We start from the raw sequence: 23016 nt of genomic DNA, 5'->3' as shown, positions 1-23016 counted from the left end.
GCATGAGTTCGAACACCGCCCTGCTGGAAGTGATCGCGCTGGGCGCGCGGGACGCGGAGCGGGCGCAAGAGGGCGGAGCGGACCGGCTCGAACTGGTCTCCGACATGGCCAGCGACGGGCTCACCCCGAGCGAGGCGACGGTGCGCGAGGTGCTCGCGGCCACTGATTTGCCGGTGCGCGTGATGCTGCGCGCGGAGAACACTTTCGACGCCCGCGCGATCGACGAGCTGTGCGCTTCGGCGGCCCGGCTGGTGTCCGCGGGCGCGCGGGAGTTCGTGTTCGGCTTCCTGACCGAGGACGGCGAGGTCGACGCCGAAGCGTGCCGCGCGCTGCTGAAGGAGATCGACGGACGGCCGTGGACGTTCCACCGCGCCATCGACCGTTCGCGCGACCCGATCGCCGCGTACGACGTGCTGGCCGAGCTTGGCTGCGACACTGTGCTCGCGGCGGGGCACGCGAACGGTGTCGCGAGTGGACTGTCGGTGCTGCAGCAGCTGGCGCGGCGGACCGACGGCCCCACGCTGCTGGTCGGCGGCGGCCTGCGGGCGCAGCAGGTGCATTTGCTGCGGGCCGGCGGCGTGCGCGGCTTCCACGTCGGCGGCGCGGTGCGTCCGTCCGGGTGGGACGCTCCGGTGGACGCGGCGGCCGTGCGCGAATGGGCCGAACTCGTCAAAGGCTGACCCGCTAGTCCATTCGAGAAGGGAACCTCGCCGGGAATTCCGATTCCGGCAAGGTTCCCTTTTTTGCTTGACGAGCACAGTGCGGGTGTGCGCGCAAGCGGTCCGGAATGTCCGGGGCTTCCGTCTTCCGACGTCCGATGGTTTCCGGATTCGGCGGGACATCGCGGCGGTAATCAGTCATAAATCGTGCAAGTGGAAAACAAACCAACCCGCGATAAGGACAGCCAAAAGTAGGTTTCTTTGTTTCGAACGGTTTTTTAGGGTCGGGATACGGGTCGGTACCGCGATTTAGCCGGCCCGGTCCCCGCCTCTCGAGAGGAATTCTCATGCGCTTGCGCAAGCTCGTCGCCGCCGCGGTTCCGCTGCCGGCGTTGCTGTGCCTGTCCGTGGCCGGCGTCGCGAACGCCGATCCGCTGGTCGCCCTTTCCGGCAACGCCGCCCCGCTCGCCGCCAGCGCGCGGTCCGGCGATGTCGCCGCTGAGCAGCAGATTCCCGCCGCCCTGTCCCTCAAGCTGCACAACCAGCAGGCGCTGGCCCGGTTCCTCGCCGACGTGCAGGACCCGGCGTCGCCGCAGTACCGCCATTTCCTCTCTCCGGAGCAATTCACTGCGGCATTCGGCCCAACGCAGGCCGAAGCGGAGCAGGCGGTGAATTTCCTCAAGCGCAGCGGTGCGCAGGGCATTGAGGTTTCCGGAAACCGCCAGGCGATCACCTTCTCGGCGACTGCCGGCCAGCTGGAATCCGCCTTCCATACGCGGCTCGGCAATTACACCGACACCGTCACCGGCCGGAAGTTCTACGCGAACGACTCCGCGCCGGAACTGCCCGCGTCGGTGTCCGCGGTGGTCGATTCGGTCGTCGGCCTCGACAACCACGCGGTGAAGCACCACGCGAAACCGGCGGCGGCGCCGCGCACGGTCAAGCCGGTGACTCCGGCCGTCCTCAAAACCGCGTACGGCACCAGCGGCATGTCCGCCACCGGCGCGGGAGTGAACGTCGGCTTCGTGGAGTTCGACGGCTACAAGAAGTCCGACATCACCGCGTACGACACCAAGTACGGCCTCAAGGCGGGCACGGTCAACACGGTTTCGGTCAACGGAGCCAACTACGACGCCAGCCCCGGCGACGGCCAGACCGAGGTCGACCTGGACATCGAGGTCGTGCACGCGCTCGCCGCCCCGGCCAACGACTACGTGTACGAGGCACCGAACTCCAACGCGGGCGAGCTGGCGATGTACCAGAAGATCGCGTCGGACAAGCAGGTCAGCGTCGTCTCGATCTCGTGGGGCTCCTGCGAGGCGGCGGAGGGCTCGGCCGCGGCCAACAGCGTCGACAAGGCGATCGCGACCGGCACCGCCGAGGGCATCAGCTACTTCGCCGCCGCGGGCGACGACGGCACCACCGACTGCGCCCGCCAGACCGGCAGCAAGGCGCAGGCCGTGGACTTCCCGGCGTCGAGCCCGAACGTCTCCGGCGTCGGCGGCACGCAGCTGTCGGTGACCTCGACGAACGGCTACAGCAGCGAGACGACGTGGAACGACGGTGCCACGGGCGGGGCCGGCGGCGGTGGCATCTCGACGCTCTTCGCCGCGCCGTCGTGGCAGTCCAAGCAGAGCACGACCAAGCGCAAGGTCCCGGACGTCGCGGGTGACGCGGCGCAGGGTTCGGCCTACACGATCATCTCCGGCGGACAGACCGGGAACGTGTGGGGCACCTCGGGCGCGGCTCCGCTGTGGGCGGGCTTCGCCGCGCTGCAGAACCAGGTCCACAAGGGCGGCCTCGGCAACCTGAACCCGAAGTTCTACAGCATCGGCAACGGTTCCTCGTACGGTTCCGGTTTCCACGACGTGACCACCGGCAACAACACCTTCAACGGCACCACCGGCTTCTCCGCGGGCAAGGGCTACGACCAGACGACTGGCTGGGGCTCGTTCAACGGCTCCGGACTGTCCACCTTGATCGGCTGAGCACCGCTTTCGCGAGCGCCTGTCCCGGTTGCCGGGGCAGGCGCTCGCGCGTGTCTTGTGGACCGGGGGCGACTGCGGACAATGGCTGATTGACCAAGATCCGGGACGCTGTTTTGATGGCCGGGTGCAGCCTCTCCTGACGCCTGAGCAGCAGGTCCTCGTCGACCGAGCCGCCAAGCTCGCGGACATTTTCGCCGAGCGCGCGGCCGAGCACGACCGGGACAACACCTTCCCGCACCAGAACTACGACGACCTGCGGGAGGCGGGCTTCCTCCGGCTGTCGGTCCCGGAAGAACTCGGCGGCTTCGGCGCCGGGCTGCCGGAAATCCTGCCGGTGCTGGAACGGCTCGCGATAGGCGACGGCGCGACCGCGCTGGCGTTCACGATGCACCTGTCGCCGCTGGGACAGTGGGCGAGCGTGTGGCGGCGCACGAAGGCTCCCCGGCTGGAGCAACTGCTGCGCAAAGCGGTCGACGGCGAACTGGTCTGGGCGTCGATCACCAGCGAAACGGGTCTGCGCAACGACCTGACGGACGCGAAAACCCGCGCGGTCCGCGTCGAAGGCGGCTTCGAACTGACCGGCCGCAAGAGCTTCGCGACCAACTCGGCGGTCGCCACGCACTGCTCGACCACCGCCCGCTACGAGGCAGCCGACGGCGGCCCGCGGCTGCTGCTGTGCCAGATCGCGCTGGACCAGCCGGGCGTGACGATCCACCAGACGTGGAACACCATGGGCATGCGCGGCACCCAGAGCAACGACGTCGAATTCGACAAGGTGTTCGTCGAGGACGCCGCGGTCGTGCATTCGCTGCCGGTGAAACACCTCGACTCGCGAGTGCTGGAAACCGTGTGGGCCTGGGCGATGCCCGCGTTCTCGGCGGTTTACACGGGAATCGCGGCGGGTGCGCTGGACTGGACCGTGCGAACGCTGATCCAGCGCGGCAAGGCCGAGGATCCGGTGCTGCAGGACGTGATCGGCGAATGCCAGATCCTGCTGGAAAGTTCGCGCGCGCTGATCTACCGCCAGGCCGACGAGGTGACGAGCCGCCGCCTGTTCACCGGAGACATCCAGGACGGCGTGGCCCGCAGCGCGATCGTGAAGTACACGGCGGCGAACAACGCGGTCCAGGTAATGCAGCGCCTGGTCGACGCGCTGGGCGGCATGGCTTACACGAAGGCGCTGCCGTTCGAGCGAATGTGGCGGGACGTGCAGGCGAGCACGTTCATGCCGATGGGAAACCTGGCGACCCGGAAGCTGGTGGGGGCCAACGTGCTGGGGGTGCGGACGTTGCCGGAGATCGGTCCGGACGAGACTGGGCCGGATTCGCGCGCCAAGGGCTGAACGGGGGAACCCGGTGGCGATCGTCGCCGCCGTCGGAGGCGGCACCGCAGCCGGGATCGGCGGTGCCGCGAGTGTGGGCTCCAGCGCGGCCGAGGGCAAGAAGTCCGCGAAACGCGGTCGCGAGGACGAGACCTTCAGCCGGTTCAAGCTCAAACAGCTCAAGCACACGGCCAAACACGAGATCGACTGCCTGCGGAACTCCACCGACGGCGTCCGCGACTGCCTCGCGGAGCACCGCTGCACCTCATTGGACCGAAATCTCTTCGCCGTCGGCGACGGGCACGGCAACGCCGCGGTGATTTCCGTTGCCCGCGTGTGGTTTCCGAAGAAGAGCGACGCCGAAGGCTGCGAGAAGGTCGAGGAGGTGCAGGGCAGCGGGGACATCAAACCCCCCAGGCCCTGCCCTGCTCGGCCTCGACGGCGTGAAGTTCTCCGGGCACCACTTCCAGTCCAGAGTGGACGGACGGCCGATGGTGGTCGCCGAGACGGAAACCGTTGCCGGACAAGTTGATTCCAGAACCCTCGACGCTCTCGCGGACGTCTCGGTGCGGTTCCCGAAGCTGTGACTACTTCTTCTCCGAAACGACAGTGTCCGTCGCTTCCGAAGCAGCCGCCTCCGCCGCCTCCTGCTCCGCCAGATCAGCCGCCGCCTGGACCGCCGGGCCGTGCAGCAGCCGAGCCACTTCGCCGCGCAGCGAGACGAATTCCGCTGATTCCCGCGTGGTGATCTGGTCCCGCTGGGCGGGCAGGTCCACCGGCAGATCCGCCACGATCCGCGCGGGCGACTTCGACAGGACCAGCACCCGGTCGCCCAGGTACACGCTCTCGTCGATGTCGTGCGTCACGAGCAGCACCGTCGTGCCCTGTTCGACCTGGACCCGGCGCAGCAGGTCTTCCAGTTCGAACCGCGTCTGGGCGTCCACCGACGCGAACGGCTCGTCCATCAGCAGCAGCGCCGGGCGGCTCGCCAGCGCGCGGGCGATCGACACCCGCTGCTGCATGCCGCCCGACAGCTGCCACGGGTACTTGTTCACCGCGGCGGACAGGCCGACCGCTTCGAGGGCCTCGGCGGCCCGGGCGCGCCGGGTCGCCTTGTCGAGTTTGCTCCAGCGCAGCGGGAATTCGACGTTCTTCGCGACCGACAGCCACGGGAACAGGGAACGGCTGTAGTCCTGGAACACCACGGCGAGATCGTCCGGCACCGAGGTGACGCGGTCGCCGTGCAGGCTCACCGTGCCCGCGGTCGGCGGGATCAGGCCGGCGATCGCGCGCAGCAGGGTGGACTTGCCGCAGCCGGACGGGCCGACGATGCACGCCAGCTGTCCGGACTCCACCGTGAACGACAGTTCGTTGACCGCGACGTGCGCGGACTCGCCGCTGCCGTAGCGGTGGCTGAGGCCGGAGACCTCGAGCATGGTCGACATAACGGGAAACCTTCCTAGTTCCGGCCGGGCTGCCAGCCGAGCACCCGGCGTTCGAGGCCGAGCAGCGCGGCGTTGAACCCGTACCCGAGGATGCCCAGCAGCACGATCCACGCCCACATCTGGTCGAAGTCGTACGAGCGCTGGGCGGCGAGCAGCGCGTAGCCGATGCCGTTGAGCGCCCCCACCAGTTCGGAGATCGCCATCAGGATCAGCGCGATCGAAAGCGACAGCCGGAGCCCGGCGAAGATCTTCGGCAGCGCCGAGGGCAGCACGACCAGCCCGATCCAGTACCGCTTCGGCGTGCGGAACGCGCGCGCCGTCTCCACCTTGACCTTGTCGACCGACCGGACTCCGTCCACGGTGTTCATCAGAACCGGCCACAGCGAACCGAAAATAATGGTCGCGGTCTGCATGCCCGGCCCGATGCCGAACAGGATGATGAACACCGGCACCAGCGCGGGCGGCGGGATGGCGCGGAAGAACGCGAACAGCGGCCCCACGTAATCCATTCCGGTGCGCGAGCGGCCCAGCGCGGTGCCGAGCGCCACGCCGATCACCACCGCCAGCAGCCAGCCGCCGAGCACCCGGCCGAGGCTCGGCAGGATGTGGTCGAACACCGGGTCGCCGAGGAACACCTGCGAGGCAGGCCCGGAGAACCACAGTTTCGCCGCCGCGGCGGCGATTTTCGACGGCGGCGGGAAGAACACGCTTTCGCTCAGCCGGGTCGCGATCTCCCACAGCACCACCACGATCGCGAACAGCAGCCACTTGCGGGCGAACCCGCCGAGGCCGCGGCTCATCCGGCGCGTCACGGTGGACGGCTTCTCGACCACGCTCACGCGGCGGCTCCTTCGACGGCGCTGCTCCAGCGGAACAGCCGATGCCCCAGTCGTTCCAGGCCCTCGTTGACGAGGAAGCCGAGGATCCCGGCGATGACCGTCCCGGCGAGCACCAGGTCCATCCGGCCCGGTCCGGAACTGGCCTCGAGGACGAACTGCCCGATGCCGAGTTTCGCCCCGGCCAGGAATTCCGTGCTGATCACGAGAATCAGCGAAATCGCCGCGGACAGCCGGATCCCGGTGAACACGAACGGCGCGGCGTGCGGCAGCGCGACCGAGGTCAGCACGCGAGCGCGCGGAGTTCCGTACGTGCGCGCGGTTTCCAGCAGCAGCGGGTCGATCTCGGCCAGCGCGTAAATGGTGTTGAAGAGGATCGGCCACACCGCCGCGTACACGGCGAGCGTGATCTTCGCTTCCGGGCCGCCGCCGACGACGATCAGCACCAGCGGAATCAAGGCCACCGAAGGGATCGGCCGCAGGAATTCGACGATCGCCTTGGTCGCGTCGCGCAGCCACGGGATGCTGCCGAGCAAAAGCCCCGCGGGAACCGCGATGGCGATCGAGATGAGCAGCGCGATCATCCACGCGAGCACCGAGGCGATCACGTCGCGGACGAATTCGACGTCGCCGAGCAGTTCGCCGATCCGGGCGAACACGACGCTCGGCGGGGGAAGGTCGTTCTGGTCGATCAGACCGGCCCGCACGACGGCCTCCCAGATCAGGAGGAAGCCGAGCAGGCCGGTCAGGTTCCGGACGAGGCGCACGTCAGGACGCGTTCGCCTGCGGGACGATCATCGACTGCACGTCGATCTTCGACTGGATGGAACCGAACTGCTGCAGCAGGTCCGGCACGCGCTGGATGCGTCGCGCGTCCAAAGTGGACTGGAAGGTCAGCAGGTTCGTGATCTTCGCGGTCGCCTCGTCCACCTTCGAGTACTGGATCATCAGCGGCTCGATCTTGGAGCGGTCGGACGCTTCCTTGGTGGCGCGCAGCATCGCGCGCTGGAACGCGGCGACGGTCTTCGGGTTGGCGTCGGTGAACTTGCCGAGCGAGCCGTAGCCCGCGGTCGGGAAGTCCTTGGTGCCGCCGGAAGCGGTGTCGATGACCTCGACCGTCCCGTTGACCTTCGCCGACTGCGTGATGAACGGCTCGGTCAGGAAGCCCGCGTCGATGTCGCCGCGCTTGACCGCGGGGCCGATGTCCGGGAACCGCAGCGAAACCCACTTCACGTCGGTGAAGTTCACGCCGTTGTCGCGCATGACCGACTTGGTCAGGGTGTCGCAGATCGTGTTGGTGGCGGTGATCCCGATCTTCTTGCCCGCCAGGTCGTGCACGCTCTTGATGTTGCTGTTCGGCATGGCCACGACCTCGGTGCTCTTCGGGCCGGCCGAGGAAGCGTCGGCGACGAGCTTGATGTCCGCGGCGCCCTTGCTCTTGGCGATGAAGAACGGCGTGTAGCTCGCGTAGGCGATGTCGACCTCGCCCGCCTGCAGCTTCTGCAGCGACGCGTCACCGCTGGCGGCGTCGACGGCCTCGACCTCGAGACCCTCGTTCTTGAAGTAGCCGTTCTGGACCGCGAGGTGGAACGGCGCCACGTCGATCGTCGGCATGATCGAGACCTTGATCTTGGCCTTCTCGACCCCGGAGCCGCCCTTCGAGCCGCCCGAATCGTCCGATCCGCCCAGCAGGCCGCACCCGCTGGCGGTCAAGGCCACGCCGCCCGCCATCGCGAGAGACAGGAACCCGCGCCTGCCGTAGCCGCGCCGGCTGCTCACCGCTTCATCAAACAAGGTCGCTCCTAGCAAATGGGCCCGCGTCTGGGATGGACGCGGGGGGAAGGTGGCTCATTGTCCGGAGTCACGCGGCTACTGTAGAGAAACAGGACGATCACTCACAATGGGTGTTCATATACGATTCAGAAGTGGCACTGGTCACTCGATCAGGTGATCGAATCCGCTGGTATGGCGGGGTATGTGAACGTGCCGTGGGTGCCCGATGGGCCTTGATCCGCTGCCTGGGTGCTCTCCGGGCAACTTCTGGAGGGTTACAAATGGGCCAAGCGTTCGCTACCCTCTGCTCCTGCAATGTGAGGTGTGGACCACCGATGTAGTGAGAGCCCGGACTTGGGAAAAGGCTCTCCGCGCACGCCGGCGACAAGCCGGCGGGGGGTGGCCTCGGCCGAACGGACTAAGAGATCGACCACGTGCGGGGACCGAACGTCATGCCAGACCTGAACCGATTCCGCGCCCGAGGCGACGGGCAGTCGCATCTCGAAGTCGATCTTTTCACTCGAAAGGGTGTAACGGTCCGGGGCGCGGTCCAGACCACTCAGGTGGCGGATGACCTGCCGGGAGCGTGCGCGTAGTGGCCACGAGCACGGCAGGTTCGGAATCAACGGGCCCCTCGGGCCCGGACGGTGGTGCGGCGGTGCCGAACGAAGACACCGCGGGGGCAGGGGAGGCCTCCGCTCAGGAGAACGCGGGGACCGCGCAGCAGCGGTCCTGGCTCGCGCTCGGCAACTGGCGGTTGCGGTCCAAGCTCGCGCTCATTCTCCTCATCCCCACGGTCACCGCGCTGGTGCTCGGCGTGCTGCGCGTGGTCGACGACGTCCGGTCGGCGGTCGACCTCAACCACACCGCCAACCAGGTCGCCTTCGCCGAGAAGGTCACCGCGGTGGTGCACGACCTGCAGCGCGAGCGCGCGCTGGCCGTGGTCCGGATCTCGTCCGGGGACCCGCTGCGCCAGACCGGCCTCGACGCGCAGATGGCCAAGGTCGACCGCGACGTCGACGACCTGCGCAACGCCGCGGTCAACCTCGACAACGAGGACCAGGCGGCGAGCGACCGGTACGCGCACGGCCTCCAGCGCCTCGACGCGCTGCGCCCGCTGCGCGCGGCGATGACCACGTCGGCCTACTCCGACCGCGCGGTCCTCGACACCTATTCTTCGGTGCTCGACTCGCTGATCCAGCTCGGCCGCGAGGTCTCCACCGCGACCACCAACCGCGACCTGCTCCGCCTCGGCACGAGCACGCAGTCGATCAGCGAGGCGAAGGAGTTCATCCTCCGCGGCGACTCCGCGCTGCAGATCGCCGCGTTCCGCGACGGCTTCCCGGGCAACCTGATCGACGAGACCCGGGCCGCCGAGGCCAGCGGCGACGCGTCGATCACCGCGTTCCTGGCCAACGCCACCGGCGACCAGGTCCAGCTTTACAACGACACCTACTCCGGCCCCGAGGTCGACGAGCGTCGGCGGTTGCAGACACAGGCGTTTTCCTTCGCGCAGGGCGGCCAGCCGCTCAACCTCGACGGCACCAAGCTCGGCCAGGACTCCACCGTCGCCGCCGACAAACTGCGCGCGGTCGAGGTCAACCTGCTGACCCAGCTGCGCGCGCAGGCCGACGAAATGGCCAGCAACGCGGTGCGGTCCGCGTGGGTCGGCGGCGTCATCGTCCTCGCCGCGCTGGTCGCCGCGCTGATGCTGATGCTCGTCATCGCCCGCCTGATGCTGCGCCCGCTGCGGGTGCTGCGGAAGACCGCGCTGGACGTCGCCTACACCCGGCTGCCGGAAACCGTGCAGGCCATCCTGGACGACCCGGACCCGGTCAACGCGTCGAAGAAGGCGGTCGACCCGGTCCCGGTCCTCACCCGCGACGAGATCGGCGAAGTGGCGCGCTCGTTCGACGTGGTGCACGAGCAGGCGGTCAAGATGGCCGCCGAACAGGCACTGCTGCGCGAGAACGTCAACGGCATCTTCGTGAACCTCTCCCGGCGGTCGCAGCGGCTGGTGGAACGCCAGCTCGGCGTGATCGACCGGCTCGAGGCCGACGAGCAGGACCCGGACCATCTCGCGAGCCTGTTCGAACTCGACCACCTGGCGACCCGGTTGCGCCGGAACGGCGAATCGCTGCTGGTGCTTTCGGGCGCGGGCCTCGCGAAGTCGGTGCCCAAGCCGGTGCCGGCGGCCGACGTCATCGGCGCGGCGGTGTCGGAGATCGAGCAGTACGCCCGCATCGAGATCGGCATCGTGCCCGAGGTGGCGGTGCAGGGCCTCGCGATCCACGACCTCGTGCACGTGCTCGCGGAACTGCTCGACAACGCGACCTATTTCTCCGAACCGGAAACCAAGATCACCGTCCGCGCGGTCATCACGCGCAAGAAGGCGCTGGCGATCCAGGTCACCGACCACGGCGTCGGGATGAGCGAGGAACGCCTCGCCGAGGTCAACGAGCGCCTCGCCGACCCGCCGGACCTGGACGTGTCGGTGACCCGGCGGATGGGTCTGTACGTGGTCGCGCGGCTGGCCCAGCGGCACGGCATCGAGGTGCGGCTGCGGGAGAACGAGGACATCGAGGGCGGCGTGATCGCCCGCGTCGTGGTCCCGGCCGAGCTGCTGACCCAGGTCCGGACCGTTTCGCCGACGATGCGGAACACTCCGCCGCCGCCGAACCGCAACGAGGTCTCGCACCCGAGCCTCCCGCCGGTCAACCGCGACCCGGAGCCCTCGAACCCGCTTCCGCTCGCGCCGCCGCCCTCGTCCGCCGAGCTGACCGAGGCGCTGGGCTCGACGGGTTCGGCCGGAGCGTCCGAGAACGGCGGCCTGGTCCCGCTCGACCAGCCGATCAGCCTCGACGACCTCGTCGCGGGCAACCGGGCGGCCGGTCCGTTCCTCAGCCCGGCGACGCCCGCTTCGGAAGCGCCGGCGTGGCCGACCGCGGAGGACCTCGCGCCGCTCACGCGCGAATCGTACGGCGAGGGCGCGAGCCTGGCGCAGACCGAATTCCCGCCGCTGGTGCTGCCGAAGCGGGAGCCGAAGTACGTCGCGCCGGAATCCCCGAAGGAACCGCCGCCCGCCGAGCCGGACGGTTCCGCAGCGCTCGAGGACGACGTGCCCACCCGGCGGCTGCCGATCTACCAGTCGGTGCTGTCGCGCTGGTTCAGCGAAGGCGAGGACAGCGAGCCCGCGACGGCGCAGTCCTCGTCGCCGGAGCCGGAAGCCGCCGAGGCCCCCGCCGCCGAGCAGGAAGAAGCCCCGGCGGAACCGCGGGAGCGGGTGCCCGAGAAGCTCGAATCGACGCCGCTCTACCCCGGTTCCGACGAACCGGAGGACGACAGCTGGCACAGCGTCTCCGACGAGGGCTGGCAGGCGGCGCAGTCGCTGCTCGAATCCAAGAACGAGGAGATCACGCCCGCCGGGCTGCCCAAGCGCGTGCCCAACGCGTACCTGGTCCCCGGCTCGATCGGCAACGCGCCGGAACCGGCGCAGCAGCAGAACTCCTTCACCGACGCGACCGCCGGAATGCCCGGAACGGGTGCGATCACCCGCTCGGCGACGGCTGCCCGCAGCCGGATGGCAAGCTTCCAGCGTGGGTACAAGTCCGGCAGGCACGCGCTGAAGGAGCGGCCGCCGGAAGCCCGGCTCGACGACGACGGGGTTCGCGTCACCGGGGCCGGGTATGTGAGCGACAGCAGTGAGGAGCGAGAGTGACACGGGCGGGAGTGCAGCCGGGAGGCGGCTCGGTGCAGCCGAACGGCAGGCAGGCCGGCGGCAGCGCGGCGAGCAGCTTCGCGTGGCTGATCACGGACTTCGTCCACCGGGTGCCCGGTGCGGCGCACGCGGTGGTCGTCTCGGCCGACGGTCTGCTGCTCGCGTCTTCGCGCGGGCTGCCGAAGGACCGGGCGGACCAATTGGCGGCCGTCGCCTCGGGGCTGACCAGCCTCGCGCGCGGGGCGGCGAAGGTGTTCGAGGGCGGCCCGGTCGCGCAGACCGTGGTCGAGATGGCGAACGGATTCCTCTTCCTGATGTCGGTGTCCGACGGCTCGTGCCTCGCGGTGCTGGGCTCGCCGGAAAGCGACATCGGCTTGGTGGTGTACGAGATGACTCTGCTGGTCGAACGGGTCGGCCAGCAGCTGACACCGGAGATGCGGGCACAACTGCAGGGCGCTGCGGTCCGTCGCTAGGCGGACCTAGGACTACAGGAGTAAACCGTGGACGACGGGCGCTTGCGCGGCGACGGCCGGCTCGGTGACGAGCACACCGGCGGCTGGGGCGATCGGGATCAGAGCCGGGAGGACTGGAAGTCCTTCCGGGACCGGGTCGACCGCGAATGGCGTTCGAGGGACGTCCACGCCGCGGATTCGGAGCCGGTGCGCGAACCGCCGAACTGGCTGACCGATTCCAACGCCGGGCAGCAGCCGGGCATCACCGCGGTGCCCGGGTACCGCGAGCGGTTGCTCGGCGGACCGGGTTCGGAGCTGTTCGGCGGCGCGAGCGGGCCGCTGTACGACTCGGCCGAGTTCGCCGCGTTCAGCGCCGAACGCGACCGGTCGCCCGGGCCCCCGAGTTCGCCGTCGAACGACCTGGCCGCGGCGCTGCCGCTGCAGGCGGCCGGGGAATACGCGGACGAGCCCGCCGAGGTGGAGACCTCCGGGCTGGTCCGGCCTTACTTCCGCACCCGGGGACGCACGAAACCGACCTACGACCTCGCGATCGAGGCGCTGGTGTCGACGAGCGAGCAGGGCAGGGTGCTCGACCGCGTCCGCGTGCCGGAGCACCGGTCGATCTGCGACCTGTGCCTCGACACCCGGTCGGTCGCCGAGGTGGCCGCGCTGCTGCGGCTGCCGCTCGGCGTGGTGCGGGTGCTGATTGGTGACGTGGCGGGCCTCGGCCTGGTGCTCGTGCACACGAGCAGCAGCACGAATTCGGGCGACCGCCCCAGTATCGAGTTCATGGAAAGGGTGCTCAGTGGGCTTCGGAGAATTTGACTCCGACGCGAACACACCGCATACGGGTCCGACCTCGTCGGCCAAGATCGTGGTCGCGGGTGGGTTCGGTTCGGGCAAGACGACTCTGGTCGGGGCGATCTCCGAGATCGACCCGCTGACCACCGAGGCCATGATGACCGAGGCCAGCGTGGGCCACGACGACGTGTCGGCCACGCCGAACAAGTCGACCACCACGGTGGCCATGGACTTCGGCCGGATCTCGCTCGACTCCGACCTGGTGCTGTACGTGTTCGGCACGCCGGGCCAGCACCGGTTCTGGTTCATGTGGGACGACCTCGCGGTGGGCGCGATCGGCGCGGTCGTGCTCGTGGACACGCGGCGGCTCGCGGACGCGTTCCCGTCCATCGACTTCTTCGAGAACCGGAAGCTGCCCTACGTCGTGGCGATCAACTGCTTCGACCGGCTGCTGCACCACCAGATCGAGGACGTGCGGCACGCGCTCACCATCTCGCCGTCGGTGCCGATCATGGCGTGCGACGCGCGGGAGCGGGAGTCGGCGAAGCAGGTGCTGATCTCCGTCGTGCAGCACGCGATCGCGCACGACACGGCTTTGCGGGCGGGCTAGTCCCGCTTCGGTCCCCGTCGCCGGCTGCGAAGGAGGCGTCCGATTCCCGTTACCCCCCGGCTCGGGTGCGGCCGTTGGAGTGAACTCCACGGGCTTCACCCGCTTCGGGGAGTGGTGTCTCCGAGAGGGGCGGCCTGAGTGGTCCCGCCCCCTCGCGGCCGAGGCCGGCCGCCCCTGATCGGGGCGTCGGACCGGCGGTGACCTGCACGGACATCCCGCTGCGCACGGTGGCCGCCGCCACCACCGAGTGACCCGCGAATGCGTGGTTGTGCATGCGTTCGCGCGACGTTACATCCGGCAGACACGTACCGTGCCCGGGCACACGCTCGACACGACCGGGTGCGTGAATACGCTGGAACGACGACTTCACCGCGGCCGGGCGAGGATGGCCCGAGGGCGGCGAACGGGCGTCCGGCAGCGTTCGAGGAGCTTGGAGGGGCAGTGACCGATTCCGACCGGCCAGCGGACCAGGGCACGTTCAGCTGGCTGATCTCGGATTTCGTGCGCCGGGTCCCGGGTGCGGCGCACGCGGTGCTGGTGTCGGCGGACGGACTGATGCTCGCGCCTTCGGAGGGGTTGCCGCAGGAACGCGCCGAGCAGCTCTCGGCGGTGGCGTCCGGCCTGATCAGCCTGACCCAGGGCGCGGCGCGGTGCTTCGAGGCGGGCGGCGTGAACCAGACCGTGGTCGAGATGGAACGCGGGTACCTGTTCCTGATGTCGGTCTCGGACGGGTCCTGTCTCGCCGTGCTCGCCGCGCCGACGTGCGACATCGGGACGGTCGCGTACGAGATGACCCTGCTGGTCGAGCGGGTCGGCGAGCAGATCACGCCGGAACTGCGCGCACAGCTGCAGGGCGGCGGGGTGCTGGGGTAGCCGATGAAGATCTCGGGTTTCGGAGACCAGGACACGGGCGCCTGGGACGCCCTCCACAAAGGCACGGAACGGGAGTCGTTCGACTCGCCGAGCCGGTACGAGCTGAGTTCGCTGACCCTCCGGTTGCCGCATCGACAGCCTCGGGCCACCCCGCCTCCGCCTTCTTCGCGGCATGCGCAGCGTCCGGAGCCCGCGCCACGTCCGGTGCCCGCACCCGCGCCCGCGCCGCGTCCGGTGCAGCAGGCGGTCGTCCCGCGCCCGGTGGCCCCGCCTCCCGTTCCTGCTCCGGCTCCGGCTCCGGCTCCGGCGGAGAGCTGGGACGACGGCTACGAATGGGTCGAGGACGGCGAATCCGGTTACTGGGAAGAGCCCCAGGCCAGCCACCGCTGGGAAGAGCCGCCCCCGCCTGCCCGCCCCGCGGCGCATGACCCGTACTCGTTCGACGAGTACGCCGGTTCGCCCGGCCCGGACGACCGCGTGGTGCCGGAAGGTTCGGCGTACCAGCGGGAGCACGTCGAACAAGCCGCCCGCAGCAGGCACGCGCTGCCCGAAGAACCTCCGGCGGACTCGTACGCCGATCCGGGTCCGGCCTCCGGAGTGTCCGAATTGGACCGGTTCTGGGCCAACGAGGAGCCCGCGCAGCCGGAACCGCCCGCCCAGCCGACGAAATCGCGCGTGCGCCCGTACGCGCGCACCCGCGGCCGCACGCACTCGGACCACAATCTCGCGCTCGAAGCACTGGTCTCCACCAGCGACGAGGGCCGCCGCTACCGCGGGGTGCGCTCGATCGAGCACCGGCGGATCTGCGACCTGTGCCTGGACACCCGGTCGGTCGCGGAGATCGCCGCGCACCTGCGCCTGCCGCTCGGAGTGGTGAAGGTCTTGGTGGGCGACATGGCGGACATCGGGCTCGTCATGCTGCACCAGACCGATCTGGTGCTGGGGGACCGCTCGTCGCGGGAGTTCATGGAGCGAGTGCTGCAGGGGCTGCGCAACCTCTGACCGCTGGTGCCGCGCTGCCTCCGGTCACGCGGCGCTGGCCCGCAGCCGCCCCAATGCCACTTTGGGTGCGCTCAACGCACCGAACGCCACTTTGGGTGCGCTGAACGCACCGAATGCCACTTTGGGTGCGTGGGATGCACCCAATGCCACATTGGGGAGGCCTCAGTCCTCGACCAACGCGGCGGAAGTGATGCGGTGCAACGGATACCGCTCGTGGTTCGCGCCCTCCAGCACCCCGCCGCCGACGCGCAGCGGGCGCACCACGCGCTGGCTCGCCGTGCCGCGCGAGTCGACGAAGCCGATCCACACCTCGCGTTGTTCGAGGGTCGCGCGGGACAGCAGGTCGAGCGTTGCCGTCGTGTCCGCGCCTCCGCCGCCTGGCGCGCGCACCGTTGAGCCCCGGCGGCGGGCCGAAGCTTGGTCTCCGGCGCGGAGATTCGAGACGATCCGCGTCGCCTGCTCGTCGGTCAACACTGCCTGTTCGCCCGGCCGGGCGCGGGCCGCGCGGGTGCGGGCAGGCAGCCGGCGGCCGGTGGGGCGCAGGTCGACCACCCGGCCGTCCGGTCCTTCCGCCGCGGGGGCGAAACCCGCGCCGCGCAAGGCTTCCAGTACTTCGGCCAACGGTGCGGAGCTGATCAGCACCGTCGGCGCGATCAGGCGCAGGTCGTATTCCGCGGCCACCGGATGCGCGAGTACTTCGGCGAGCAACGCCTCGTCGTCGCAGCGCAGGAACGAACCCGCGGTACCGCCGCGGAGACGGCCGTGGCGGCGGGCGACGTCGTCGATCAGGTACGTGAGGCCTTGCGGCACCGGGGTCGCGGACTTGTTGCGGAACATCGCGTGCAGCTCGTCCGCGGTCCGTCCGGTGTCGAGCGCGCGCCGCACCGAAGGCTCGGTGATCCGGTAAACCGTTGCGTGGCCAGCGGATTCGACGTCCGCGACCGCGGCCATGTCCGCCGCCAGCTCCGGCTCCAGCGGACCCGGCGCGACGACCGTCAGGTCCGCTTGCACCAGCACGTGGTCGACCGGCGCGGGCAGCGCGTCGTGCATTGCCTCGACCGCGCCGGAGCGATCGTCCTCCAGCAGGAGCCGCGTAGCAGTGGAGAGAGCGCCGAGGCCGACGAGACCCAGCGCGGTCGCTTCGGCCATCGTCCAGCGGACGGCTTCATCGCGCAGCCGACCGCCTCGCCGGGGCGCGCGCCAGGCCAGCATTGCCACCAGTTCGTCGACGCTTTTCACGCCAGCGCCCGGATTCAGCTCGGCCAGCGCGGAAAGCACGCGGTGCCGTGCGACCGGCGCGAGCGGACGTCGCAACTCCTCGGACAACGGCGCGATCGGCTTGTCCTTCGCGTCGCGGCCGCCGGCGAGACCGGGCAGCCGCGGAAGTTCCAGCCATGCCTGCGCGAGCGTCATCCACCGCTGCACCGAAGGCGACGCGAGCCAGCTGTCGGTGAGCATGGTGGGCACGTATTCCGGGGCGGTGTTTTCGCTGTCCGCAACGAGTCCCGCGCCGACGACCAGCTCCACGAGCAGCGTCGCGCGGGTCTCGTCGGCTTCGAGGTCCTTCGCGACCTTCTTCAGTTCGCGGACGCCGAGCCCGCCCGCCTTGAGTACCGGCGGCGGCGAATCCGACCACATCCGCAGCAGGGATTCCGTCTGCCGCAGCAGCTCCATCGCTTCGCCGGCCGCGGTTTTGTCCACTGTGTCCGTCCGATGTGGATGGACGGGCAGCTCGGGCTCGACGAGCGTGTCCGGTTCGAAGGCGAGTCCGCCGCGCAGCAGCAGGCCGAGTTCGCGGGGCAGCTCGACGGTCTGGTCGTCGCGGCGCAGCAGCAGGCCGCGCGCGAGCAGCTTCTGCACCGGCGTGGCCGCGTCGGACAGCCCGACGTCGAAGCTCGCGTCGCGGGTGCGGCCGATCGGCGGCCCGGCGGCCAACGCGGTGAGCACGGCCCGCTCGTCGTCGCCGACCTCCGCGAGCCGCGCGTCGAGGTCGGTGGCGGCCAGCGCGGGCGAAGGCGCGCCGAGCCCGGCGGGGAACGGCCCGAGTGCGTCGCGGGCCGCGGGCGGCACTCGCAGCTCCTCGTCGGTGCCCCAGACGAGCGCCCGGGCGCGCAGCCGGGCGAGCGGTTCGCTGATGTCCCGGCCGACCAGCGCGGTCACCGCGGACACCGGCGTCGGCTCGGCGTCGGCCCCGGCGACCAGGAGCGCGTCCATCACCGCGAGGGTGAACGTGTCGAGGTCCTCGCAGGCGCGGGCGACCGACCCCGGGGTGCCCGCGCGGGTGGCGAGCACGGTGGTGTCGGACGGAGGAGGGGTGGACAGATCGCGACGCGTGCGCAGCAGTTCGGCGAGTGCGTCGTCGGACTCCGCACGCAGCCAGTCCGCCAGAGAGGTCGCGGGCATAGAAACCCAGGATACCGGGCGGGTGCGCGCGGACGAGGAGTGTTCGGGCAGACTGTGTGCGAGTTTGCCGGACGAGGGCCTCGGAGGAAGCAGTGGCGAAGGGCGACAAGAGCAAGGGCATCGACCCGACGTGGCCGGGCGAGCCGGGCGAGCACCCGGTCACCGAGCTGTCCTCGGACCGGCAGGGAGCGCTTTCGCCGTTCGGCGACCTGGCCTTCCCGCTCGAGCAGGTGCCTTACGTGCACCCGGAGACCGAGATCAACCGCTGACCTGCGGACCGCGTCCGGGAGCGCCGCGAGCCGCGGCGCCCCGGGCCTGAAGTTACTGGTCAGTCACCCGGTTGGGGTGGGGTGGCGCGGGTCACCGGACTAGATTCGAGCCGTCCGAACCCACACCACCTGCGGGGAGTACGTGTCATGCCGGTTCCCGGTCCCGGGTATTCGATCACCGTCCGGGTCGAGGCCCCGGCCTCGTCCACGGCGGCGGGCGATCTCACCACCGCGGTCGGCCGCGTCGGCGGCGTGCTGACGGCGTTCGACGTCGTCGAATCGCACGCGGACATGATCGTGGTCGACATCAGCGCCAACGCGCTGTCGGAAAACCACGCGCAGGACATCACGCAGGCGCTCGATTCGCTGCCCGGCGTCCAGGTGCGCAAGGTCTCGGACCGGACGTTCCTGATCCACCTCGGCGGCAAGATCGAGGTCAGCCCCAAGGTCGCGCTCCGCAACCGTGATGACCTGTCCCGCGCGTACACGCCGGGGGTCGCCCGCGTGTGCCAGGCGATCGCCGCGAACCCCGAGGACGCGCGCCGGCTGACGATCAAGCGCAACACCGTCGCGGTGCTCACCGACGGTTCGGCCGTGCTCGGCCTCGGCAACATCGGCCCGGCCGCCGCGCTCCCGGTGATGGAGGGCAAGGCGGCGCTGTTCAAGAAGTTCGCCGGCGTCGACGCGTGGCCAGTCTGCCTGGACACCCAGGACACCGAAGAGATCATCATGATCGCGAAGGCGCTCGCGCCGGTGTACGCGGGCATCAACCTCGAGGACATCGCCGCGCCGCGCTGCTTCGAGATCGAGAAGCGGCTGCGCGAGCAGCTGGACATCCCGGTCTTCCACGACGACCAGCACGGCACCGCGATCGTCGTGGTCGCCGCGCTGCGCAACGCGCTGCGCGTGGTCGGGAAGAACATCGAGGACTGCAAGATCGTGGTCAGCGGCGTCGGCGCGGCCGGTTCCGCGATCATCCGGCTGCTGCTGCGCAAGAACCCGGGCGACATCGTGGCCGCCGACATCGACGGCATCGTCTACCCCGAGCGCGGCAACCTCGACGACAACCTGACCTGGATCGCCGAGCACACCAACAAGGACGGCAAGTCCGGCACCCTGCACGACGCGCTGGTCGGCGCGGACGTCTTCATCGGCGTCTCGGCCCCGAACCTCTTCGGCGCGGAGCAGGTCGCCAAGATGAACGACGACGCGGTCGTGTTCGCGCTGGCCAACCCGGACCCGGAGATCGACCCGCTGGAAGCCCAGAAGCACGCCGCGGTCGTCGCCACCGGCCGCAGCGACTTCCCGAACCAGATCAACAACGTCCTGGCGTTCCCGGGCGTCTTCCGCGGCCTGCTCGACGCCGCCGCGCACAACATCGACGACAACATGCTGCTGGCCGCCTCCGACGCGATCGCCGACGTGGTGGACAACGGCAAGCTCAACGCGTCGTTCATCGTGCCGAGCGTGTTCGACAGCGCGGTGGCCCCGGCGGTCGCGGAAGCGGTGCGCAACGCCGTCCGCGCCGAACGCGCCAGCTGACCCAGGCTCCGTCCGTGAAGGGCTCCTTGAGGGAATCAGATTCCCTGAAGGAGCCCTTCACGGACTTTGGGCGGAGTTGCGCAGTAGCCTCGCGGGCGTGAGTGAACTCAGCCATGTCGACGAGTCCGGGGCGGCCCGGATGGTCGACGTCTCCGGCAAGACCGCGTCCGCGCGCACCGCGCTGGCCGGCGGGACCGTCCACACCACGGCGGAGGTCGTCGGCCTGCTTTCGGCCAACGGCCTTCCCAAGGGCGACGCGCTGGCGACCGCGCGGATCGCCGGGATCATGGGCGCCAAGCGGGTGCCCGAGCTGATCCCGCTGTGCCACCAGATCGCGCTGTCCGGGGTCAAGGTGGAGTTCGAACTGGCCGAAACCGCCGTGCACATCAGTGCGACGGCCAAGACCAAGGACGTCACCGGGGTCGAGATGGAGGCGCTCACCGCCGTCGCGGTCGCCGGGCTGACGCTGCACGACATGATCAAGGCCGTCGATCCGGCCGCGACGCTCGACAACGTGCGGCTGCTCCGCAAGGACGGCGGCAAGACCGGGACCTGGGAGCGGCCATGACCAAGACCGCGCGCGTCATCGTCGCGTCCAACCGCGCCGCGCGAGGCGTCTACGAGGACAAGACCGGCCCGGTGCTCGTCGCCTGGCTGGCCGGACGGGGCTACGACGTGCCGCCGCCGGTCGTCGTCGAGGACGGCGACCCGGTGGGCGTCGCCCTGCGGGCCGCGGTGGCCGACGGCGTCCAGGTGATCCTCACGACCGGCGGCACCGGCATCTCGCCGACCGACCGGACCCCGGACGTCACCCGCGCGGTGCTGGACTACGAGCTGCCCGGCGTCGCGGACGCGATCCGCGCGGCCGGACTGCCGAAGGTGCCCACCGCGGTGCTGTCGCGCGGCGTGGCCGGGATCGCGGGCCGGACCCTCGTCGTGAACCTTCCCGGGTCGAGCGGCGGCGTGAAGGACGGTCTGCGGGTGCTGGAGGACATTCTCGAGCACGCGGTGGACCAGCTGGCCGGTGGAGACCACCCGCGCGAGCCGTCGGGTCCCGCGGTCCGGATCCTGCGCGCGGACGTGAGCGACCAGCCGCTGTCGGTCGAGGAACACGCGCGACTGGTGGAGGACGACGCGGCGGGCGCCGTGGTCACGTTCTCCGGAGTGGTCCGCGACCACGACGGCGGCAAGGGCGTGCGCGATCTGACCTACGAGGGCCACCCGACGGCCCGCGACGTGCTCGCCGAGGTGGTCAACGACCTGGCGGCGCGCTGGAAGGGCGTACGGGCGGTGGCGGTGAGCCATCGGGTCGGCGCGCTGACGATCGGGGACGTGGCGCTTGCCTGCGCGGTCGCCGCCGAGCACCGCGGCCAGGCTTTTACGGCGTGCGCGGAGCTGGTGGACGAGGTGAAGGCGCGGCTTCCGGTGTGGAAGCACCAGCACTTCACCGACGGCACGGACGAGTGGGTCAACTCGCCCTGACCCCGTGAGCGCTGTTCAGCAGCCTGGAGACGACGAAAGGCCCATCGCGAGGGATTGACGCGGTGGGGCCTCTTCGGGCGTTCTGTGCCCCGGCGACGTGCTCGCCGAGGCGGTGAGCGATCTGGCGACGCGTGGGGAGGGCGTGCGGAGACGTAGAGCCCGGAGACGACGAAGGGCCCCACCGCCAGGGGATTGACGCGGTGGGGCCCTTCGGGCGTTCTGTCACAGCAGTCGCTGCGCCGGAACCAGCCTCACGAGGAGGCCAGGGTTCACTTGGTGGCGAGCTTCTGGCCGACCACGATGAAGTTCGGGTTCGACACGTACTGCTTGTTCAGGTCCTGCAGCTTCTGGTAGCCGCCCTGGATGTTGTTCTCCTTGGCGATCTTCGAGAGCGTGTCGCCAGCCTTGACGGTGTAGTCGCCGTTCGGGTTGGAGTTCGCCACCAGCGCGGCGACCGGCTGGGCCACCTTCTTCGGGGCGTCGCTCTTCGGGGTCGCCTTCTTGGTGGCGGTGCTCTTCTTCGGGGTCGCCTTGTGCGCGGAGGCCGAGCTGCCGGCCTTCTTGCTGCACACCGGCCACGCGCCGGGGCCCTGGCCCTGCATCACGCGCTCGGCGACGGCGATCTGCTGCTCGCGCGACGCGCCCTGCGGGCTGCCGGTGCCGCCGTAGGCCTTCCAGGTGCTCTGGGTGAACTGGAGACCACCGTAGTAGCCGTTTCCGGTGTTGGTGTTCCAGTTGCCGCCGCTCTCGCACTGCGCGATGGCGTCCCAGTTCGTCGCCGACGCGGGGGTCGCGGCGATCGCGAGGGGGGCGCCGACCGCGATACCCGCGACTGCGACACGGGCAATGGTGCGGGTGGCGGCGGACATCTTGCGGTGCTTGCCTCGGTAAGACATCTGAAAACTTCTCGATTCCTGCGCCTACGAGCTCGATGCTGCGGGTCGGGTTGGGAGCCCGTCCGCCCGTTGCCGGGCGGCTGACGCGGACGTCGCACGACGCGCCGTCTTCGTCCCCTCGTCTCTGTCCGGAAATGCTTTCGCTCGGGGTATGGGTCCGGGGATCCGTTGGACAGAGCTGGGCGCTACGGATTCCCGGTGTTGCTTGGTCGGTCGGGGCCAACCGAAAAGCGACGGTACGTAATTCCGAGCGTGATCGGAAATCATTCGGGGTGTGACCTACGTCACAGTAACGGCACGCAACCTGTCTCGATCCGCCTGTTTGCGCTGGTCAGAGCGTCGTTATCTGCCCGTTTTCTTGCCGAGATATTTCACGGATCGTGAGGCTTGGGTCACGTCGATAAGGCGTCAAGGGGCCATTCGCAGCAGATAAGGGCGAGCACTCTAAACCACTCGTCAACTGTCGGCCACTGCCCGCCGAGTGGTTCTTTGAGCTGCGCAAATAAGCCGTGAGCGAAACGCTTCGGAGAGTAGGGATAAAGCGCGTTGACCGCTCAGCGCGCCAGTGCCGCCATTCGTCGTGGTCCGGACCAATCGACCGGAAACCGCCGCTCCGGCCGTGCACGCGGCGCTCAGCCGGGTGAACGGGGCCTTTCCGGCGGCTCATCCGCCGGCGAACGGCGGGAGGACGTCCAGATGGGCCCCGTCACTGAGCGCGCGGCCGCGATCGCGGACCGCCACCTCGTTGACCAGGAAGCTCGCCGCGTCGAGAACACGGGAAAGTTGCCCGGGGTGCAGCTCGCGCAGCGCCTGGACGGCGTCGGCCACCGTCGCGCCCGCCGCCAGCTCCACCTTCTCCTCCTCGGTGCCCGCCGCGGCCCGCGCCGAGGCGAAGTACCGGACGACGACCGTCACCGGAGAAGCGGGCACAGAGGGAGAGGTCATC

Annotated in this window: 21 protein-coding genes; 14 read left to right on the top strand and 7 right to left on the bottom strand. The window is 69.9% G+C overall.

Annotated elements, in window-relative coordinates; translation table 11 throughout:
• The first annotated feature begins 2 nt into the window (after positions 1 to 2).
• The 4 genes from SSMG_RS34890 to SSMG_RS34875 all read left to right on the top strand — a co-directional run bounded on the left by SSMG_RS34890 (position 3) and on the right by SSMG_RS34875 (position 4500).
• Positions 3 to 680 (top strand): copper homeostasis protein CutC, encoded by a 678-nt coding sequence (locus SSMG_RS34890; protein ID WP_009083977.1) that lies wholly within the window; start codon positions 3 to 5, stop codon positions 678 to 680.
• Between the two features lie 326 nt (positions 681 to 1006).
• Positions 1007 to 2647, top strand: a complete 1641-nt coding sequence (locus tag SSMG_RS34885) for a protease pro-enzyme activation domain-containing protein (RefSeq protein ID WP_009083975.1) — start codon at positions 1007 to 1009, stop codon at positions 2645 to 2647.
• 124 nt (positions 2648 to 2771) lie between these two features.
• Positions 2772 to 3989: an acyl-CoA dehydrogenase family protein gene (locus SSMG_RS34880; protein WP_037715853.1), complete on the top strand. Its 1218-nt coding sequence runs from the start codon at positions 2772 to 2774 to the stop codon at positions 3987 to 3989.
• Between the two features lie 13 nt (positions 3990 to 4002).
• Positions 4003 to 4500, top strand: coding sequence for a hypothetical protein (locus SSMG_RS34875; protein ID WP_009083971.1), 498 nt, complete (start codon positions 4003 to 4005; stop codon positions 4498 to 4500).
• 55 nt (positions 4501 to 4555) lie between these two features.
• Here SSMG_RS34875 and SSMG_RS34870 read toward each other — a convergent pair whose 3' ends face one another.
• From SSMG_RS34870 to SSMG_RS34855, 4 genes are read right to left on the bottom strand one after another with little or no spacing between them, the layout of a single operon-like run.
• Entirely contained in the window at positions 4556 to 5404 is an 849-nt protein-coding gene (locus tag SSMG_RS34870) for an ABC transporter ATP-binding protein (protein ID WP_009083969.1), read from the bottom strand.
• 23 nt (positions 5405 to 5427) lie between these two features.
• Entirely contained in the window at positions 5428 to 6252 is an 825-nt protein-coding gene (locus SSMG_RS34865) for an ABC transporter permease (RefSeq protein ID WP_037715849.1), read from the bottom strand.
• Positions 6249 to 7016 (bottom strand): ABC transporter permease, encoded by a 768-nt coding sequence (locus SSMG_RS34860; protein WP_037715847.1) that lies wholly within the window; start codon positions 7014 to 7016, stop codon positions 6249 to 6251. Before SSMG_RS34860 ends, SSMG_RS34865 begins: the two co-directional genes overlap by 4 nt.
• Before the next feature lies 1 nt (position 7017).
• Entirely contained in the window at positions 7018 to 8028 is a 1011-nt protein-coding gene (locus tag SSMG_RS34855) for an ABC transporter substrate-binding protein (RefSeq protein ID WP_199786072.1), read from the bottom strand.
• A gap of 652 nt (positions 8029 to 8680) precedes the next feature.
• Here SSMG_RS34855 and SSMG_RS34850 point away from each other — a divergent pair.
• From SSMG_RS34850 to SSMG_RS34825, 6 genes are all read left to right on the top strand, one after another.
• Positions 8681 to 11740 carry a nitrate- and nitrite sensing domain-containing protein gene (locus SSMG_RS34850; protein WP_037715844.1) on the top strand — a complete coding sequence of 1020 codons (3060 nt, stop codon included), beginning with the start codon at positions 8681 to 8683 and terminating at the stop codon, positions 11738 to 11740.
• Positions 11741 to 11772: 32 nt separating this feature from the next.
• The gene (locus SSMG_RS34845) at positions 11773 to 12213 is read left to right on the top strand and encodes a roadblock/LC7 domain-containing protein (protein WP_009083960.1); all 441 of its coding nucleotides are present in this window, start codon (positions 11773 to 11775) and stop codon (positions 12211 to 12213) included.
• A gap of 27 nt (positions 12214 to 12240) precedes the next feature.
• A complete protein-coding gene (locus SSMG_RS34840) occupies positions 12241 to 13017 on the top strand; it encodes a DUF742 domain-containing protein (RefSeq protein ID WP_009083959.1) in 777 nt (258 codons plus the stop codon).
• Positions 12998 to 13603, top strand: coding sequence for an ATP/GTP-binding protein (locus SSMG_RS34835; protein ID WP_009083957.1), 606 nt, complete (start codon positions 12998 to 13000; stop codon positions 13601 to 13603). The genes SSMG_RS34840 and SSMG_RS34835 overlap by 20 nt, the downstream gene beginning before the upstream one ends.
• 441 nt (positions 13604 to 14044) lie before the next feature.
• Positions 14045 to 14476, top strand: coding sequence for a roadblock/LC7 domain-containing protein (locus SSMG_RS34830; RefSeq protein ID WP_009083953.1), 432 nt, complete (start codon positions 14045 to 14047; stop codon positions 14474 to 14476).
• 3 nt (positions 14477 to 14479) lie between these two features.
• Entirely contained in the window at positions 14480 to 15478 is a 999-nt protein-coding gene (locus tag SSMG_RS34825) for a DUF742 domain-containing protein (protein ID WP_009083951.1), read from the top strand.
• A gap of 162 nt (positions 15479 to 15640) precedes the next feature.
• Here the strand turns inward: SSMG_RS34825 and SSMG_RS34820 are convergent, their stop codons facing one another.
• Positions 15641 to 17881: a helicase-associated domain-containing protein gene (locus SSMG_RS34820; RefSeq protein ID WP_009083949.1), complete on the bottom strand. Its 2241-nt coding sequence runs from the start codon at positions 17879 to 17881 to the stop codon at positions 15641 to 15643.
• A 92-nt stretch (positions 17882 to 17973) separates the two neighbouring features.
• On the opposite strand from SSMG_RS34820, the gene SSMG_RS44500 reads away from it, so the two are divergent.
• From SSMG_RS44500 to SSMG_RS47840, 4 genes are all read left to right on the top strand, one after another.
• Positions 17974 to 18150, top strand: a complete 177-nt coding sequence (locus tag SSMG_RS44500) for a hypothetical protein (RefSeq protein WP_086024922.1) — start codon at positions 17974 to 17976, stop codon at positions 18148 to 18150.
• Positions 18151 to 18297: 147 nt separating this feature from the next.
• Entirely contained in the window at positions 18298 to 19692 is a 1395-nt protein-coding gene (locus tag SSMG_RS34815; RefSeq protein ID WP_009083946.1) for an NAD-dependent malic enzyme, read from the top strand.
• Between the two features lie 139 nt (positions 19693 to 19831).
• The gene (gene moaC, locus SSMG_RS34810) at positions 19832 to 20260 is read left to right on the top strand and encodes a cyclic pyranopterin monophosphate synthase MoaC (RefSeq protein ID WP_037715841.1); all 429 of its coding nucleotides are present in this window, start codon (positions 19832 to 19834) and stop codon (positions 20258 to 20260) included.
• A complete protein-coding gene (locus SSMG_RS47840; protein ID WP_037715839.1) occupies positions 20257 to 21174 on the top strand; it encodes a molybdenum cofactor biosynthesis protein MoaE in 918 nt (305 codons plus the stop codon). Before moaC ends, SSMG_RS47840 begins: the two co-directional genes overlap by 4 nt.
• Before the next feature lie 269 nt (positions 21175 to 21443).
• Here the strand turns inward: SSMG_RS47840 and SSMG_RS34800 are convergent, their stop codons facing one another.
• Positions 21444 to 22070, bottom strand: coding sequence for a transglycosylase family protein (locus SSMG_RS34800; protein ID WP_009083941.1), 627 nt, complete (start codon positions 22068 to 22070; stop codon positions 21444 to 21446).
• 663 nt (positions 22071 to 22733) lie between these two features.
• Positions 22734 to 23015 (bottom strand): MoaD/ThiS family protein, encoded by a 282-nt coding sequence (locus SSMG_RS34795; protein ID WP_009083939.1) that lies wholly within the window; start codon positions 23013 to 23015, stop codon positions 22734 to 22736.
• Position 23016 lies beyond the last annotated feature (1 nt).

This window comes from Streptomyces sp. AA4, from assembly GCF_000158875.1.
In the GTDB taxonomy this organism is placed as follows: domain Bacteria; phylum Actinomycetota; class Actinomycetes; order Mycobacteriales; family Pseudonocardiaceae; genus Amycolatopsis.
Note: the sequence above shows the minus strand (reverse complement) of the source record. Positions and strands in the feature narration are given on the sequence as shown.

Bases quoted from the DNA above. Each gene is read 5' to 3' on its own strand.
- SSMG_RS34890 (WP_009083977.1), top strand. From the start codon at position 3: ATGAGTTCGAACACCGCCCTGCTGGAAGTGATCGCGCTGGGCGCGCGG.
- SSMG_RS34885 (WP_009083975.1), top strand. From the start codon at position 1,007: ATGCGCTTGCGCAAGCTCGTCGCCGCCGCGGTTCCGCTGCCGGCGTTG.
- SSMG_RS34870 (WP_009083969.1), bottom strand. From the start codon at position 5,404: ATGCTCGAGGTCTCCGGCCTCAGCCACCGCTACGGCAGCGGCGAGTCC.
- SSMG_RS34825 (WP_009083951.1), top strand. From the start codon at position 14,480: ATGAAGATCTCGGGTTTCGGAGACCAGGACACGGGCGCCTGGGACGCC.
- SSMG_RS34820 (WP_009083949.1), bottom strand. From the start codon at position 17,881: ATGCCCGCGACCTCTCTGGCGGACTGGCTGCGTGCGGAGTCCGACGAC.
- SSMG_RS34815 (WP_009083946.1), top strand. From the start codon at position 18,298: ATGCCGGTTCCCGGTCCCGGGTATTCGATCACCGTCCGGGTCGAGGCC.
- moaC (WP_037715841.1), top strand. From the start codon at position 19,832: ATGGTCGACGTCTCCGGCAAGACCGCGTCCGCGCGCACCGCGCTGGCC.
- SSMG_RS47840 (WP_037715839.1), top strand. From the start codon at position 20,257: ATGACCAAGACCGCGCGCGTCATCGTCGCGTCCAACCGCGCCGCGCGA.
- SSMG_RS34800 (WP_009083941.1), bottom strand. From the start codon at position 22,070: ATGTCTTACCGAGGCAAGCACCGCAAGATGTCCGCCGCCACCCGCACC.
- SSMG_RS34795 (WP_009083939.1), bottom strand. From the start codon at position 23,015: ATGACCTCTCCCTCTGTGCCCGCTTCTCCGGTGACGGTCGTCGTCCGG.